Below are 14,520 nucleotides of genomic sequence, written 5' to 3'. Positions count from 1 at the left end.
GAGGCGTGGTGGGCTCAAGCGTCGGCCTGTCCGCGCCGCTCCGGCTCGGCCGCGGCCGGACGCTGCGTGCGCTGGGGCTGCTCGTCGGGCTCGGCCTGCTGGTCCTGATCGCGCTGCTCAGCATCTGGGTCGGCGCCCGCGAGCTCGGCTTCACCTCGGTCTGGCGGGTCCTGTGGCACCCCGACTCGTCGATCGACTCGACGATCATCCGCGAGCTGCGGGTCCCGCGTACGCTGCTCGGCCTCGAAGCCGGCGTCGCGCTGGGGCTCGCCGGGGCGCTGATGCAGGGGCTCACCCGCAACCCGCTCGCCGATCCGGGGCTCCTCGGCGTCGAGCTCGGCGCCTCGGCGGCGATCGTCGTCGCCATCGCCTACCTCGGCGTCGTCACGGCCGCCGGATACGTGTGGTTCGCCCTCGCCGGTGCCGCCGCGGTGTCGGTGCTCGTCTACCTCCTCGGTACGGCGGGGCGGGGCCGGGCGAGTCCGGAACGGCTGGTGCTGGCCGGGACGGCGATCGGGGCGGCGCTCGGATCGCTCGTCTACGCGATCACGCTGCTGCATCCGGCGGCCTTCAACGCCTACCGGTTCTGGGTGGTCGGCTCGCTCAACGGGCGGCCGATGGAGGTCGTGGTCCAGCTCGCGCCCTTCGTCGTCGTCGGCGTCCTCGTAGCGCTGTCGCTGGCCCAACCGCTCAACGCGATGGCCCTCGGCGACGAGGCGGGCCGGGCGCTCGGTGTCCACATCGGCCGGACCCGGGCGCTCGGGGCGCTCGCCGTGACGCTGCTCTGCGGTGCCGCCACGGCGGGAGCCGGACCGATCACCTTCATCGGCCTGATCGTGCCGCACGGCGTACGCATGCTCGTCGGCCCCGACCAGCGCTGGGTGCTGCCCTACTCGATGGTGCTCGCCCCGATCCTGCTGCTCGGCGCCGACATCGCCGGCCGGGTCGTCGCCCGCCCCGCCGAGCTGGAGGTCGGCATCGTCGTGGTCGCGATCGGGGCCCCGATCTTCATCCTGCTCGCCCGCCGCCGTCGGCTGGCCCAGCTATGACGACGGTCCTGCGCGGCCGGGTGCTGCGCTCCCCGCACGAGCGCGTCTCGATGCGCGTCGACCCGCGCTCCCTCGCCGTGCTGATCGTCCTCATCGCAGCGACGATCACCCTCGCCGCGGCGACGCTCACCACCGGCGACTTCCCCGTCCCGCTCGCAGACGTGGTCGACAGCCTGCTCGGCCGGGGCCGCCCCGGGACCGACTTCATCGTCCTCGAACTGCGCCTGCCCCGCCTCCTGACCGGCCTGCTCATCGGCGCCGCGCTCGGGACCAGCGGGGCGATGTTCCAGCGGCTCGCCGGCAACCCGCTCGCCAGCCCCGACCTGATCGGCCTGACCAGCGGCTCCGCCACCGGTGCGATGGTCGTCATCCTCGTCGTCGGCGGCTCGGCGACCCAGACGTCGATCGGCTCCCTCATCGGCGCCGCCGCCACCGCCGCACTGCTCTACGCCCTGGCCTACCGCCGCGGCGTACAGGGCTACCGCTTCGTCCTCGTCGGCGTCGGCATCAGCGCCGCCCTGCAGGCCGTCAACTCCTACCTGCTCACCAGGACCACCTTCCGCGAGGCCGAGAACGCCCAGCGCTGGCTCATCGGCAGCCTCAACGGCCGGGACTGGGACCACGTCCGCGCGGTCGGCATCGCGGTGGCGGTCCTGCTGCCCTGCGCGCTGCTGCTGGGCCGGCGCCTGGCGATGCTGGAGATGGGCGACGACACCGCCCGCGGGCTGGGAGTGGACGTGGAGCGTACCCGGGTGGGTGTCATCGCGGTCAGCCTCGCGCTCACCGCCGTCGCGACCGCCGCGGCCGGGCCGATCGGCTTCGTCGCGCTCGCCGCGCCGCAGATCGCGACCCGGCTGACCCGGTCGTCCGGGCCCGGCCTGCTCCCGGCCGCCGTGCTGGGCGGGCTGCTACTCGTCGCGAGCGATTTCGCCGCCCAGCGGGCCTTCGCACCGACCCCGTTCCCCGTCGGCATCGCCACCGGCGCGATCGGCGGGCTCTACCTGATCTGGCTGCTCGCCGCCGAGTGGCGGAAGCGATCATGAATCCACCTGGAGGCGGCGTGAGCGACCAGCGGCTGCATGCCGTCGACCTGACCCTCGGCTACGACCAGCGGACCGTCGCCGCGCAGCTCTCGGTCCAGATCCCCGACGGCTCCTTCACCGTCATCGTCGGCCCCAACGCCTGCGGCAAATCGACGCTGCTCAAGGCACTCGCCCGGATCCTCAAGCCGCGAGCCGGCTCGGTCTACCTCGACGGTGCGGCGATCGCCTCCTACCCGGCCAAGGAGGTCGCCCGGCGGCTCGGCCTGCTGCCGCAGACCTCGCTCGCTCCGGCCGGGATCACCGTCGGGGACCTGGTGGCGCGGGGCCGCTACCCGCACCAGAAGCTGCTGCGGCAGTGGTCCAGCGACGACGAGACGGCGGTCGCCGAGGCGATGCGGCTCACCGGCGTACTGGAGCTGGCGGACCGGTTCGTCGACGAGCTCTCCGGCGGGCAGCGCCAGCGGGTCTGGGTGGCGATGGTGCTCGCCCAGCAGACCGGCATCCTGCTGCTCGACGAGCCGACGACCTTTCTCGACATCGCGCACCAGGTCGAGCTGCTCGACCTCTGCGCCGACCTGCACGCGGATCGCGGACACACCCTCGTCGCGGTGCTGCACGACCTCAACCAGGCCTGCCGCTACGCCACCCACATGATCGCGATGTCCGGCGGCCGGATCGTGGCGACCGGCGAACCGTCCCGGATCGTCACCGCCGAGCTGGTCCGCGACGTCTTCGGCCTCGACTGCCGCGTCATCACCGACCCGGAGTCCGGCACGCCGCTGATCATCCCGTCGGCCCGCCGCCGCCCGGTCCCGTCGGACCCCGCCCCGGTCGCCGCCGACCACCTCGCGTAGCGCCGCGCTGCGCGCTTGATCGCGTTGAAACCCGGAAATATGCCCTCGGGCCGGACATGTAGGGCGCGTCCGGGGTTCAACGCGATCAAGCCGCGTGGGGGCGCGATCAGGACAGGCGGTCAGGGGCGTTCGCCGTCGGCGCGGTAGCCCTCGAACAGCGGCCCGCCGTTGCGGTCGAGCAGCTCGCGGATGTATGCGGCGATCGCCTCCGGGTCGCCGTGCGCGGCCAGCCACCGGTCGGCCACCGCCGGGTCGAGGTCGCGCAGCTCGCGCAGCAGCCACTTCCCGGTGCCGGTCCACCGGTCGGCGAACCCCAGCGTGAGGTCCCCGGCGGCGCGCCAGGCGAAGGCGGCGATCACCGTGCGCTCGGCCTCGTCGGTGGCGTGAACGAGGTCGTCGAGCAGGTCGGTGAGACCGTAGCGCGCCCAGTCCCGCTCGGCTTCGCTCCGGGCCGGCGGACCGTCGAGCAGGACCTTGGCGCAGCGCTCCCGCCAGTCGGCCGGGTCGCCGACGAGCGTGATCCCCGTGCCGACCATGCGGTGCAGGCTCGGTTTGCGGCCGACGAGCTCCCTGCCGAGATAGTGGCCGAGGGTCAGCTCGTCGTGGACGAAGAGCTCCACCGGCCACCCCCGGAAGCGCCGCGACTCGCGATGCGGCGCGTCCCCGTCGCCGTCGGGCAGGACCACCACCACATCAAGGTCAGATCCGGCGGTACGCGCAGCCGTGATCACGCTGCCGGTCAGCAGCGCCCACCGGGCCTGCGGAAACACCTCGGCGACGAGGTCGCGCGCGTCGACGACCGGATCTCTGCTCATGGCTACACCGTGGCAACCGGCGGATGCTCCGGCAACCTATTTCTCCGGCACGCGGTGGTCAGGTGTGGCTGACCCGCAGCGGCCCGACGTTGTCGACGGTCTCGACATCGGGACCGTGCACCGACACCGGGGGCACGGCGACGGTCTCCACCATGTCGCTGATCTGGATGCGCTCGGGAAGGTGCCGGAACTTCTCCGCGGACTGCTCCTCATCGGTCATGCTTCGATCATCCACCCGGCCCGCCACCCTTCGCATCATCCCCTGGGTGACGATCCGGAGGGCGGGCAGGATCGGCGGCAGCACCCGTCGGCGTACCAGTCGCAGTCCTGCTCTCTCGAGTCCCGCGAGCCTGGCCTCGTGCCCGCGGACGATGACGTCGATCAGCGGGCGCAGCTCGCGCGGTGCGACCGTGAGCAGGCAGCGCGCCGTGACCAGGCCCTCGCGGGCACGCCTAGCCCACTCCGCCAGGACGGGGTGCAGCTGCGCGGGGACGCGGCCGGCGAACAGGTCCTCGGGCGTGACGCCGATGCCGGCGAGCTCGTCGGCGGGCAGGAACAGGCGCCCGGCGCGCAGGTCCGAGGCGAGGTCGTCGAGGATGTCGATGCGCTGGCACGCCTCGCCGAGGTGCCGCAGCGCGGTCGTGAACTCCGGGCCCCGGGCCTGCGGGTGCACCGCCATGATGAGCTGCAGCAGTGGCATCGTCACCCGGTCCACATAGGCCTGGAAATCCTGTTCGGACCGCACTCCGGTGAAGTGGAGATCATCGCGCAGGCCGTCGAGGCACTCGTGGACGAGGGTGTCGGTCAGCCGGCACTCGCGCACCGTGTGGAGGAAGGCGGCGAGCTCGGGCTTCGCCCCGGCGACCGGGCCGTCGAGCGCCAGGCCCGCGCGGACCTGCCGGTCCCAGGCGGTGAAGCGGGCCGGTCGCCGTTCTCTGGGACCGTTGTCGACGATGTCGTCGGTGGCGCAGACGAACCAGGCGACCGCGAGCGCGTGCCGCTGCAGCATCCGCGGCATCAGCAGCCGGACGATCAGGTACCCCACCGGTTCGCGCACGACCATGCGCTGGGAGACCGCCGCGTAGCCGCTCGACAGGGTCACTACCCCATCATAGGCCAAAACGGTCAAAAGCCTAGAAAAGCGTCGCCGGGTACGCCCCCGGGGGTCCCGCCGTCGGCGCGGCGGAACCCGTCCCGCGGCCTCAGCCCAGGTACCCGCCCATCGTCTGGAAGAGGTCGGTGGCGTCCAGCTCGGTGTCGTCGTCGAGGCGGACGCGCTCGATCACGAGACCGTGGCTGCGGCCCCGGCGGGCCTCGGCACCCGCGACGATCACCACGCCGTCGCCCTCGCGGATGAAGATCCGACCGGGCGTGCCGCCGTAGATCCCCTGCGACACCGATGCCCTCAGCACCCGCACCCGCTGTCCCCGGTAGAAGGTGAACGCGTTGGGGTAGGGGTCGAACTGGGCGCGGACCAGCCGGTCGAGCTCCTGAGCGGTCCAGGTCCAGTCGATGCGGCTGTCCTCGTCGGCGCGCTTGTGGAAGAAGCTCGCCTGCGACCGGTCCTGTGCCGTCCAGTCGGTCCGCCCGGAGGCGATCTCGGCGAGCCCGTCCACGGTGATCGGCCCGAAGAGCTCCAGCGTCTTGTGGAACAGATCGGCCGTGGTGTCCCGGTCGCCGACGGGCACGGAGCGCTGGAGCACGACGTCGCCCGCGTCGAGCACGTCGCTCATCATGTGCGCGGTGACGCCGACCTCGGATTCGCCGTTGATGAGCGCCCAGATCAGGGGGGAGAAGCCGGCGTACTTCGGTAGCAGCGAGTCGTGCACGTTGAGCGTGCCGAGCCGGGGCAGGTTGAAGATCTGCGGCGGGATCCACGTACGCCAGTTGGTCGCGACGATCACATCCGGGTCGGCGTCCTTGAGCAGCCCGAGGAGCTCCTCGTCGTCCGGCCGGTTGCGCAGCACCACTGGTACGCCATGCGCGGAGGCGAGGTCCGCGACGGAGTCGCTCCACATCTTCTCGTAGGCTCCCTCGCCCTGGGGGTGCGTGACGACGAGGACGACCTCGTGCTCGGAGCCGAGGAGGGCCTGCAGGGTGCGGTGCCCCCAGGTCTGGTAGCCGAACATCACGACCCGCATGGCGGTGTCCTCCCATAGTTTCAACAAAGGCAAGGCTAACCTAATGTATCGCTCCGGAGGTATGTGCGGAAGGGTGGCAGGTCGCCAGGCGATCGACAAGCAACAGTATTTACAGGCATCACTGTAGTGCTTATCCTGATGGGAGCCTGGTTCCCCCCGTTGCCAGGCGCCTACCGGTGACGGAGACTGGTGTGCGTCCACTTCGCTCGATGCTCGCCCTCCTCACGATGATCGCGGCGACGGGTGTGGTCGTCACCGCCACGGAACAGCCAGCGCTGGCCGCGCCACTCTTCAAGGCGCCCTTCCCCTGCGGCCAGCGCTGGACCTACAGCCACCACAGCGCCGAGGTGCGGCTCGCCCTCGACTTCGTCCGCAACGACGGCGGTGCCACCGCCGGAACGCCGGTACTCGCCTCCGCGGGCGGGACGGCGTACCGGTTCTCGCAGCCCAGCGGGGCGGGCAACTACATCGCCGTGGAGCACGGCGGTGGCTGGAAGACCTACTACTTCCACCTCGCGTCCTACTCCGTCGCGAACGGGGCGTCCGTCGCACAGGGGCAGCAGATCGGGATCACCGGGGCCACCGGCAACACCAGCGGCGCGCACATCCACTACGAGCAGCTGCTCAACGGCGTGGGGCAGACCATCGTGATCAACGGCGGTTCGCTCGCGCCCTATCCGGGGTCCTACGGCTCCAAGTCGCTGACGAGCGACAACGGGTGCGGCGGGTCGTCGTTCATGACCTGGGGGAGCGGGGTGCGGGTGCGGTCCGACGCGCGGCTCGCCGCAGCCACCGTGGCGACGCTGGCCGGGCCCACCCGGGTCACCGTGCTCTGCCAGAAGCAGGGGGACTGGGTCAGCGCCGAGGGCTACAGCAACAACTGGTGGTCCAAGCTCGCCTCGCCGGCCGGGTTCATCACCAACATCTACATCGACCATCCGGCGGCGCAGCTTCCCGGCGTACCCGTCTGCTAAGCGGGCGGCAGCAGGCTCGCCGTGAGCACGGTCGCGAGCCATGAGCGGTAGTCCCCGGGTGACCACCCGCGGGTGATCGCGAGCTGCGCGAAGAGCTGCGGCGACGTCTGGACCCAGCAGGCGTCGGCGGCGCGGGCGAGGTCGGTTCCTGGCGCGAGGTGTCCCTGCTCGTGCAGGTGGCCGACGAAGGCGCTCGCGCCGATGAGCCGCTCCCCCTCGGTCGTCACGCGCAGCTCGGCGAGCTCCGGATCGGCCTCGGCGAGCACCGCGAGCAGGCCGCCCAGGCGGGCCATCAGGTCCTCGACGAACGCGGCGTAGAGCTCGATCTTCGCGCGCGCGTCCGGTTCGGCCATGATCCGGGCGATCGCCGGGCGCTGCCCGATCGGCACCGGCTCCGCGTCCCCGGCGAGCGCGACGTCGTAGACCGCCTTCATCAGCCGCTGCTTGCTGCCGAAGGTCTTGTAGATCAGCTCGGTGGAGACCCCGGCCCGTTCGGCGATCGCGCCGATCGTCGTCGCCTGATAGCCGTCGCGCAGCAGCAGCTCACGGCTCGCATCGATGACGGCGAGCCGGTTGCGCTCGGCGGCGGCACGGCGACCGCTGGTGTCATAGGCGCGGCGCTGGGTCGTGCCGACGCGCCCGCCCTCGAGCACCCGCGCAGGCCCCCAAGAGCCGAAAAATCCCTTTTGGGGTACGCGCTGCGCCGCCCCGCCGCCCTGGGGCGCCGTTGCACATGGCCCGCCTCGGCGCTTTCGGCACCGGTCCGATCGCCTCGGCCAGGACCTTCGATCTCGCCCAGCGCCTCGACGTGCCCGGCGGCCCGCAGGCGATCCCGACTCCCGGCCACACCGGTGGCAGCGCCGCTTATCACTTCCCCGAGCTCGACGCCCTCTTCACCGGCGATGCCCTGGTGACGCAGGACGCCTTCACCGGCGAGGTCGGTCCCCGTATCGTCTGCCGGGCCTTCACGGAGGACTCCGCCGCCGCGCTGGACTCCCTGCGGACCCTCGCCGCGACCGGTGCCGGAACGGTCCTGCTCGGCCATGGCGACCCGGCGACCGGCGGCATTTCGGCCGCAGTCGATTCGGCTCGCCGAGCGGGGATCTCGTGATCCGCTCGAGCCCGGGACCTGCGGGTGTGTCTCGCATCATTCGATCTTGCCCAGGTGGCCCTCGGAGGAGGACGCTTGGCCCCGTGAGTCAGGCGGCCGTGTCGGTCCGCTCCCCGCGCCGGTGGCTGCGGTGGGCGGCGCCCGTCGTCATAGGCATCGTCGCCATCGTGCTGCTGCGCGACCGGCTGCCGCACTGGTCGGACGTGATCGTCGCGGCCCGGGAGGCCAAGCCCTGGTGGCTGGTGCTGGCGGCGGTGGCGGAGATCGGTTCGCTCAGCATGTTCGCCCGCCAGCAGCGGCGCCTCCTGCGGGCCTTCGGCGTCCAGATCTCGCTGCCCCGGGCGATGGCGATCTCGCTGAGCCGATCGGCGATCGCGATCAGCATGCCGGCCGGCACGGCGATCTCGGCGGCCTTCGCGTTCCAGCAGTTCCGGGCACGGGGTGCGAGCCGTGGCGTCGCGACCGCGGTCATGATCCTTTCGGGTGTGGTCTCGTTCCTCGGCCTCGGCCTGCTCTACCTCGTCGGCGGCACGGTCTCCGGACTCGTCAGCGGGTGTGCACTGCTGCTCGTGGCGGCCGTCACCATCGGCCTCGTCGCGGTGATCTGGCGGGGATCGTGGCGGCCGAAGCCGGACGGCCGGCTCGGACGGATGGTCGAGGCGGCCCGTGGTGTCGCGCCGAAGCACTGGGCGCTCGCGCTGAGCTTCGCGGTCGTCAACTGGCTCGCCGACCTCATCTGCCTGCTCGCCGTCGTGCGGGCCTTCAACCTGCCGCTGCCGCTCACGGCGATCGCGGGAACCTATCTGGCCGTGCAGGTCGTCCGGCAGATCCCGCTGACCCCGGGCGGCATCGGACTCATCGAGACCGGGCTCGTGGCGGGTCTCGTCAGCGCCGGAGCCTCGGATGCCCCGGCCACGGCGGCGGTGCTCGGTTACCGGGTGCTGTCGTGTTGGCTGATCATCCCCTTCGGCATGTTCGCCTGGACGATGCTGCGCCGCAGCCCGGCCGTCGCCGAGGCGGCGACCCCGACCCCGACTCTGGTCGAGGCGCCCGCCTGACCTGCCGGGCGACCTCGCGCGAGGCCACCCGGCAGCAGCCAGGTCAGGACCGGTCGAGGCCACGCCTGGTGAGCAGCGGCTCGATCTGCGGCTCGCGCCCGCGCAGGTCGTGGAAGAAGGTCATCGCGTCGGCGGTGCCGCCCCGCGACAGCAGCGTCTGCCGGAACCGGTCGCCGTTCTCCCGGCGCAGGCCGCCGTTCTCCTTGAACCACTCGACGGTGTCGGCGTCGAGCACCTCGCTCCAGATGTAGGAGTAGTAGCCCGCACTGTAGGACGCCCCGCTCCAGATGTGCGCGAAGTAGCTGGTCCGGTAGCGCGGCGGGACCGCGGCGACCGCGACACCGTCGCGCTCCAGGGCCGCCGCCTCGAAGGCCGGGATGTCGTCGATCAGGCCCGGCGTCGCGAGGTCCTCCACGGTGAGCGTGTGCCAGGCGAGGTCGAGCAGCGCCGAGGCGAGATATTCCGTGGTGGCGTAGCCCTGGTCGAACTGGGCCGAGGCGAGCAGCCGGTCGGCCACCTGCTGCGGCAGCGGCTCACCGGTCTGGTGGTGCACGGCGTAGCTCGCGAGCACCTCCGGCCAGAGCAGCCACATCTCGTTGACCTGGGACGGGTACTCCACGAAATCCGACGGCACCTCGGTCCCGGCGAAGCCGGGGAAGTGCACGTCGGAGAGGAGCCCGTGCAGCGCGTGCCCGAACTCGTGGAACAGCGTCTTGACCTCGTCGAGCGTCAGCAGCGTCGGCTCACCGGCCGGCGGGCGGTTGATGTTGAGGTTGTTGACGACGACCGGCAGCGTGCCGAGCAGACGCGACTGGTTGACCAGGCTGTTCATCCAGGCACCGCCGCGCTTGGCGGGCCGGGTGTAGAAGTCGCCGAAGAACAGGCCCAGCGGTGACCCGTCGGCGTTGGTCACCTCGAAGGCGCGCACCTCCGGGTGGTAGACCGGCAGGTCGTGGCGCTCGGTGAAGGTGAGGCCGAAGAGCTTGGTCGCGGCGAAGAAGACCCCGTCGAACAGGACCCGGTCCAGCTCGAAGTAGGGCCGCAGTTCCGACTCGTCGAGGTCGTAGCGCTGCTTGCGGACGCGCTCGGCGTAGTAGGCCCAGTCCCAGGGCTCGATCGGGTGGTCGGCGAGCTCCTGCAGGTCGGCGAGCTCGGCGGCGGCGTTGGCGACGGCGGCCGGGGCCAGCTTGGCGAGCATCGTCGCGGCCGCCTCCGCCGTCCGGGCCGTGTTGTCCTCGATCTGATAGGCGGCGTGGTGCTCGTAGCCCAGGAGACGGGCGCGCTGGGCGCGGAGGGTGACGATGCGCCGGATCAGGTCGCCGGTGTCGTTGTCGTTGCCGCGGCTGCCCCGGGCACTCGACGCCCGGTAGACGCGCTCGCGCAGCTCCCGGCTGTGCAGGGAGGCGAGCGGCGGCTGGGCGGTGGGGAGGATGAGGCTCAGCGCGTAGGCACCGTCCTCGCCCCGGGCGCGACCGCCCTCGGCCGCCGCGGCGACGGCGTCGTCGGAGAGCCCGGCGAGCTCGGCGGGGTCGGTCACGACGACGGCGAGGTCGTTGGTGTCGGCGAGCAGCCTGGTATTGAAGCTGGAGTAGAGCGTCGCCAGCTCGGAGTTGTATTCCCGCAGCTGCTGGGCGTCGTCCTCGGCGAGCTGGGCACCGGCGCGGACGAACTGCACGTGGTAGCGCTGGAGCAGCCAGTCCGACTCCGGGTCGAGGCCGAGTGAGTCGCGGGCGTCGTGCAGCGCCTTGACCCGGCCGAAGAGCCGCTTGTCGAGGTAGATCGCGTCGGTGTGCGCGGCGAGCTGCGGCGCGACCTCGGCGTGGATCTCCTGCAGGCGCGGGTTGGTGTCGGCGCTCGCCACGTTGAAGAAGGCGAGCGAGACCCGGTTGAGGAGCTGCCCGGACTGCTCGAAGGCGACGAGCGTGTTGGTGAAGGTCGGCTCGTCGGCGCTGGTGGCGATCGCCTCGATCTCCGCCCGCTGCTCGGCCATGCCCGCGGCGAAGGCCGGCAGGTAGTGGTCCTCGGTGATCCGGTCGAACGGCGGCACCTGGTAGGGCAGGTCACTCGGGGTGAAGAACGGATTGTCGGCCGACGCCATCGGGCAGCTCCTAGCGGTGAGACTGATTGCTGGGACACTACCGCGCCGCCCCGACACCACACCTCCGGTTTGTCGTCGCCGCTGCCGTGACGGCGGGTCGCACGAAACGCCGGCAGGGTGCCGGCCCCCTGTCGTATTGATCAAAGGCTATTCTTTGGACTATGTGGAGGGATCAGCCAGACCTGGTGCGCACGGCACTGTCCCGACTCGTCCGCGGCGAGTTCCGCCGAGGCGAGCTCGACCTGCCGGACGGGCGCGTGCTGCGGTGGGTGGAGAGCGGCGAGCAGAGCCCGATCGTGGTGCTCGTCGCCGGAGCAGGGGAGACGTCGCTGGACTGGGCGCCGGTGCTGCCCGCGATCGCGGCCGACACCCGGGTGGTCGCCTATGACCGGGCGGGCCTCGGCGCCAGTGACCCGATGGCGACGCTCACGGTCGAGGCCGAGATCGCCGACCTGGTCGCGCTGCTCACCGAGATCGGCCCGGCGGTCCTGGTCGGGCACAGCTGGGGCGGCCTGCTGGTGCAGCTCGTCGCCTTCGAGCACCCGGACCGCGTTCTCGGCCTGGTGCTGGTCGACCCGTCGCACGAGGAGGTGCTCGCAGCCCTGCCACCCCTCGGGCGGGTCGCGGCGAGGGCGATGGGCGGGGGCGTGAAACTGCTGCGCCGGGTCGGGCTCTTCGGGCGGGTAGCCACCGCGATCGGGCGCGGGCTGGCAGCACGGTGCACCGAGGATGCCGAGGTCAGGGCACTGATCACCGACGCTTACGTCGGGTCCTATCGGGAGCGCCACCAGGTGGCGATGATCGGCGACGAGAACCGGGTCGTCGACGGGAGCAGCGAGTTCGTCCGGCGGCTGCGCCGGGAGCGGAAGCTGCCCGACATACCCGTGGTCGCGCTGAGCGCCGGTGGTAAGGGGAAGCCCCCCGAGCTGCGGGAGCGGTCGATCCGGCTGGTCGGCGACGTCACGGCGCGCACCGCCCGCGGTGAGCAGGTGGTGGTCGCGGATGCCGGGCACTACATCCACCACGACAAGCCCGCCGCCGTCATCGACGCCGTCCGCCAGGTGGTCGAGGCGGTCCGGGCCGACCGTTGAGGCCGCTGGTCAGTCGCGGATGCGGCCGATCCGGCGGGCCAGCTCCTCGACGGCCTCGGCCAGCGGCGGCCACGGGAACCTCGGCACGAACTGCCGCATCAGGACCGCTCCGTGCATCGAGGTCCACAGCGCCGTGGCGTCGCTGAACGGGTCGGTGCTCGTCGACCGCTCCGCCGCGACACAGGCCTCCAACGCGTGGACCAGGGTGTGGAAGGCCTCCAACCGTCGCTGCCACACCGGCGGCAGCGACTCCAGCTCCACATGCTGCTCACCTTCCGGCGGCCCGCCACCGGCACGGGACCGGCCGAAGAGCACGCGGTAGCGGGCGGGGTCGGTCATGGCGAAGTCGACGTACGCCCGGCAGCCAGCGATCAGCTTCTTGACCGGGTCGCCCTCCGCCGCCGAGTTCTCCACGATCAGCAGGCGCAGCCGCTCGAAGCCGATGTCGAGCACCGCGTCGATGATGGCTTCCCGGTCGGCGAAGTGCGTGTAGATCGAGGGCGCGGCGATGCCCGCCTCGCGGGCGACCGAGCGCAGCGTGATCGCCTCCTCGGAGCCCTCGCTCTCCAGCAGCCGCTCGGCGGCGCTGACGATCTCGTCGCGAAGCAGGCCGCCCTCGCCCCGACGGTTGCGAGTGCGGCCCTTGCGCTTCGGCGACGTGCTCATCGGCCCATCATGCCGGTTGCAGGTCGCGACGGGGCTGCGGCACCTCGCTCGCCGGTTGCGCTCCGCGCCGCGGCATCGCTGTCAGCACCAGCAGCGCCGCGACCAGCGCGGTCGTCGACGCGACGAGCGCGCCCCGGTTCATCGCGTCGGTGAATGCCCGGTCCGCCGCGTCGAGCATCGGCCCGGCGACCTCGGGCGGCAGCTGCGCGGCGACGGCGTGCGCCGACGGCAGGTCGTGCCCGGCGACACCGGGCGTCGCGCTCATGGTGCTGCGGTAGAAGGCCGAGACGACCGTGCCGACGACCGCGATGCCGAGGACACCGCCGAGCTCCCGGATGACGCTGTTGAGCGAGCTCGCCATCGCGGCGTAGCGGACCGGGACGGCTGCGGTGATCTCCAGGCTCGCCGGTGCCATCAGCAGGCCCATCCCCGCCCCCACCAGCGCCGTCTCGGCGGCGATGATCGCGAACGCGGTGTCCGGCTCGATGGTGGCGAGGGCGCCGAGCCCGGCCGCGACGCAGAGCAGGCCGACGACGAGAGCGCCGGTGATGCCGAGCCACCGCGACGTGATCGCCGAGGTAGCCGACGTCGTCGCCATCGCCACGGCGAAGGGCATCGCGCCGAGCCCCGCGACGAGCGGGCTGTAGCCGTGCACGAGCTGGAGGAACTGCGAGAGCTCGAAGAGGGTGCCGAAGAGGGCGAAGAAGGTGACGGCGAGCGCGAGTGCGGCGAGCCCGAAGCGCCGGTTGGCGAACAGGCGCAGCTGCACGAGCGGCTCCGCGACGCGCAGCTCCCAGCCGACGAAGGCCGCGGTGAGCAGCCCGGCCAGGGCGAACTCGGCGACGGTCGTCGTGGCGGTCCAGCCGCGCTCGGGCGCCTCGATGATCGCGTCCACGAGCGCCGCCACCGCGGCGGTGGAGAGCAGGGCACCCAGCAGGTCCAGCTTCCCGGTCCGCTGCGGCGCGATGGCGGGTACGGCGAGAGCTGTCGCGATGACGGCGGCCACGACGAGCGGGATGTTGATCCAGAACGTGCTGCTCCAGGAGAAGTGCTCCAGCAGCAGGCCACCCGTGGCCGGTCCGATGAGGATGCCGACCCCGGCGGCGGCGGACCAGATCGCGAAGGCCTTGGGCCGTTCGGCCGCCGAGAACATCCTGGTGATGATCGCCAGCGTGGCCGGCATGACGAAGGCGGCACCGAGCCCCATCAACGCCCGCCAGCCGATGAGCTGGGCGGGGCTGGTCGAGAGCGCGGCGGCGGCCGATCCGCCCGCGAAGACGACGAGGCCGCCGATGAGGGCGCGCCGGGCGCCGAGCCGCGCTCCGAGCGAACCGGCGAGGATCAGCGCCGCCGCGAAGACCAGCGTGTATGCATCCGTGATCCACTGCAGGTCGGCGGTGGTCGCCGACAGCCCCCGCGCCAGCGACGGCAGCGCCGTGTTGAGCACCGAGTTGTCCAGCGTGACCGCGACCAGGGTCAGGCTGAGCACGCCCAGCGCCGGCCACCTCCGGGGATGCTCCATGAGCTCCGCTTCCATGACTCTCTCCTCACGCGAACCTAACCTAACGCCTGTAAGGTGACAGTAGCCGAACACTAGTAAGCTTACAAGTGTTAGTTAAG

The 14,520-nt window shown here is 71.9% G+C and carries 13 protein-coding genes and 1 pseudogene; 7 read left to right on the top strand and 7 right to left on the bottom strand.

Annotated features, from left to right (window positions below):
• Nucleotides 1–62 precede the first annotated feature (62 nt).
• The 3 genes from F4553_RS08345 to F4553_RS08335 are packed head-to-tail and all read left to right on the top strand — an operon-like array spanning nt 63 to nt 2,946.
• Nucleotides 63–1,049 (top strand): FecCD family ABC transporter permease, encoded by a 987-nt coding sequence (locus F4553_RS08345; protein ID WP_221470054.1) that lies wholly within the window; start codon nt 63–65, stop codon nt 1,047–1,049.
• Nucleotides 1,046–2,092, top strand: a complete 1,047-nt coding sequence (locus F4553_RS08340) for a FecCD family ABC transporter permease (RefSeq protein ID WP_184834165.1) — start codon at nt 1,046–1,048, stop codon at nt 2,090–2,092. Before F4553_RS08345 ends, F4553_RS08340 begins: the two co-directional genes overlap by 4 nt.
• 47 nt (nt 2,093–2,139) lie before the next feature.
• On the top strand, nt 2,140–2,946 hold the full coding sequence (locus tag F4553_RS08335; protein ID WP_246466671.1) for an ABC transporter ATP-binding protein: 807 nt from the start codon (nt 2,140–2,142) through the stop codon (nt 2,944–2,946).
• Nucleotides 2,947–3,065: 119 nt separating this feature from the next.
• On the opposite strand, the gene F4553_RS08330 is transcribed toward F4553_RS08335, so the two are convergent.
• The 3 genes from F4553_RS08330 to F4553_RS08320 all read right to left on the bottom strand — a co-directional run bounded on the left by F4553_RS08330 (nt 3,066) and on the right by F4553_RS08320 (nt 5,902).
• The gene (locus tag F4553_RS08330; protein WP_184834161.1) at nt 3,066–3,761 is read right to left on the bottom strand and encodes a nucleotidyltransferase domain-containing protein; all 696 of its coding nucleotides are present in this window, start codon (nt 3,759–3,761) and stop codon (nt 3,066–3,068) included.
• 58 nt (nt 3,762–3,819) lie between these two features.
• The gene (locus F4553_RS08325) at nt 3,820–4,863 is read right to left on the bottom strand and encodes a phytoene/squalene synthase family protein (protein ID WP_184834159.1); all 1,044 of its coding nucleotides are present in this window, start codon (nt 4,861–4,863) and stop codon (nt 3,820–3,822) included.
• A 100-nt stretch (nt 4,864–4,963) separates the two neighbouring features.
• Nucleotides 4,964–5,902, bottom strand: coding sequence for a methionyl-tRNA formyltransferase (locus F4553_RS08320; protein ID WP_184840527.1), 939 nt, complete (start codon nt 5,900–5,902; stop codon nt 4,964–4,966).
• A gap of 227 nt (nt 5,903–6,129) precedes the next feature.
• On the opposite strand from F4553_RS08320, the pseudogene F4553_RS08315 reads away from it, so the two are divergent.
• Nucleotides 6,130–6,627, top strand: a pseudogene (locus F4553_RS08315) (M23 family metallopeptidase); the annotation flags it as partial.
• Nucleotides 6,628–6,872: 245 nt separating this feature from the next.
• On the opposite strand, the gene F4553_RS08310 reads toward F4553_RS08315, so the two are convergent.
• Nucleotides 6,873–7,529, bottom strand: coding sequence for a TetR/AcrR family transcriptional regulator (locus tag F4553_RS08310; protein WP_184834156.1), 657 nt, complete (start codon nt 7,527–7,529; stop codon nt 6,873–6,875).
• An 80-nt stretch (nt 7,530–7,609) separates the two neighbouring features.
• On the opposite strand from F4553_RS08310, the gene F4553_RS08305 reads away from it, so the two are divergent.
• Nucleotides 7,610–7,987 carry an MBL fold metallo-hydrolase gene (locus tag F4553_RS08305; protein ID WP_184834154.1) on the top strand — a complete coding sequence of 126 codons (378 nt, stop codon included), beginning with the start codon at nt 7,610–7,612 and terminating at the stop codon, nt 7,985–7,987.
• Nucleotides 7,988–8,070: 83 nt separating this feature from the next.
• Complete coding sequence (locus tag F4553_RS08300; RefSeq protein WP_184834152.1) at nt 8,071–9,045, top strand: lysylphosphatidylglycerol synthase transmembrane domain-containing protein; 975 nt, start codon at nt 8,071–8,073, stop codon at nt 9,043–9,045.
• Between the two features lie 43 nt (nt 9,046–9,088).
• Here the strand turns inward: F4553_RS08300 and F4553_RS08295 are convergent, their stop codons facing one another.
• Nucleotides 9,089–11,143 (bottom strand): M3 family metallopeptidase, encoded by a 2,055-nt coding sequence (locus F4553_RS08295; RefSeq protein WP_184834150.1) that lies wholly within the window; start codon nt 11,141–11,143, stop codon nt 9,089–9,091.
• A 161-nt stretch (nt 11,144–11,304) separates the two neighbouring features.
• Between F4553_RS08295 and F4553_RS08290 the strand changes: the two genes are divergently transcribed.
• A complete protein-coding gene (locus tag F4553_RS08290; RefSeq protein WP_184834148.1) occupies nt 11,305–12,234 on the top strand; it encodes an alpha/beta fold hydrolase in 930 nt (309 codons plus the stop codon).
• A gap of 9 nt (nt 12,235–12,243) precedes the next feature.
• Here the strand turns inward: F4553_RS08290 and F4553_RS08285 are convergent, their stop codons facing one another.
• Nucleotides 12,244–12,900, bottom strand: a complete 657-nt coding sequence (locus tag F4553_RS08285) for a TetR/AcrR family transcriptional regulator (protein WP_184834146.1) — start codon at nt 12,898–12,900, stop codon at nt 12,244–12,246.
• A 7-nt stretch (nt 12,901–12,907) separates the two neighbouring features.
• The gene (locus F4553_RS08280; protein WP_184834144.1) at nt 12,908–14,437 is read right to left on the bottom strand and encodes an MFS transporter; all 1,530 of its coding nucleotides are present in this window, start codon (nt 14,435–14,437) and stop codon (nt 12,908–12,910) included.
• Between the last annotated feature and the right edge of the window lie 83 nt (nt 14,438–14,520).

Origin of the sequence: Allocatelliglobosispora scoriae (genome assembly GCF_014204945.1) — a bacterium.
Lineage (GTDB): Bacteria > Actinomycetota > Actinomycetes > Mycobacteriales > Micromonosporaceae > Allocatelliglobosispora > Allocatelliglobosispora scoriae.
This window is presented reverse-complemented; position numbering and strand designations above follow the sequence as displayed.

Excerpts from the sequence above, each read along its gene's own strand:
- F4553_RS08340 (WP_184834165.1), top strand. The coding sequence starts at position 1,046 with ATGACGACGGTCCTGCGCGGCCGGGTGCTGCGCTCCCCGCACGAGCGC.
- F4553_RS08330 (WP_184834161.1), bottom strand. The coding sequence starts at position 3,761 with ATGAGCAGAGATCCGGTCGTCGACGCGCGCGACCTCGTCGCCGAGGTG.
- F4553_RS08320 (WP_184840527.1), bottom strand. The coding sequence starts at position 5,902 with ATGCGGGTCGTGATGTTCGGCTACCAGACCTGGGGGCACCGCACCCTG.
- F4553_RS08305 (WP_184834154.1), top strand. The coding sequence starts at position 7,610 with ATGGCCCGCCTCGGCGCTTTCGGCACCGGTCCGATCGCCTCGGCCAGG.
- F4553_RS08295 (WP_184834150.1), bottom strand. The coding sequence starts at position 11,143 with ATGGCGTCGGCCGACAATCCGTTCTTCACCCCGAGTGACCTGCCCTAC.
- F4553_RS08290 (WP_184834148.1), top strand. The coding sequence starts at position 11,305 with ATGTGGAGGGATCAGCCAGACCTGGTGCGCACGGCACTGTCCCGACTC.
- F4553_RS08285 (WP_184834146.1), bottom strand. The coding sequence starts at position 12,900 with ATGAGCACGTCGCCGAAGCGCAAGGGCCGCACTCGCAACCGTCGGGGC.
- F4553_RS08280 (WP_184834144.1), bottom strand. The coding sequence starts at position 14,437 with ATGGAAGCGGAGCTCATGGAGCATCCCCGGAGGTGGCCGGCGCTGGGC.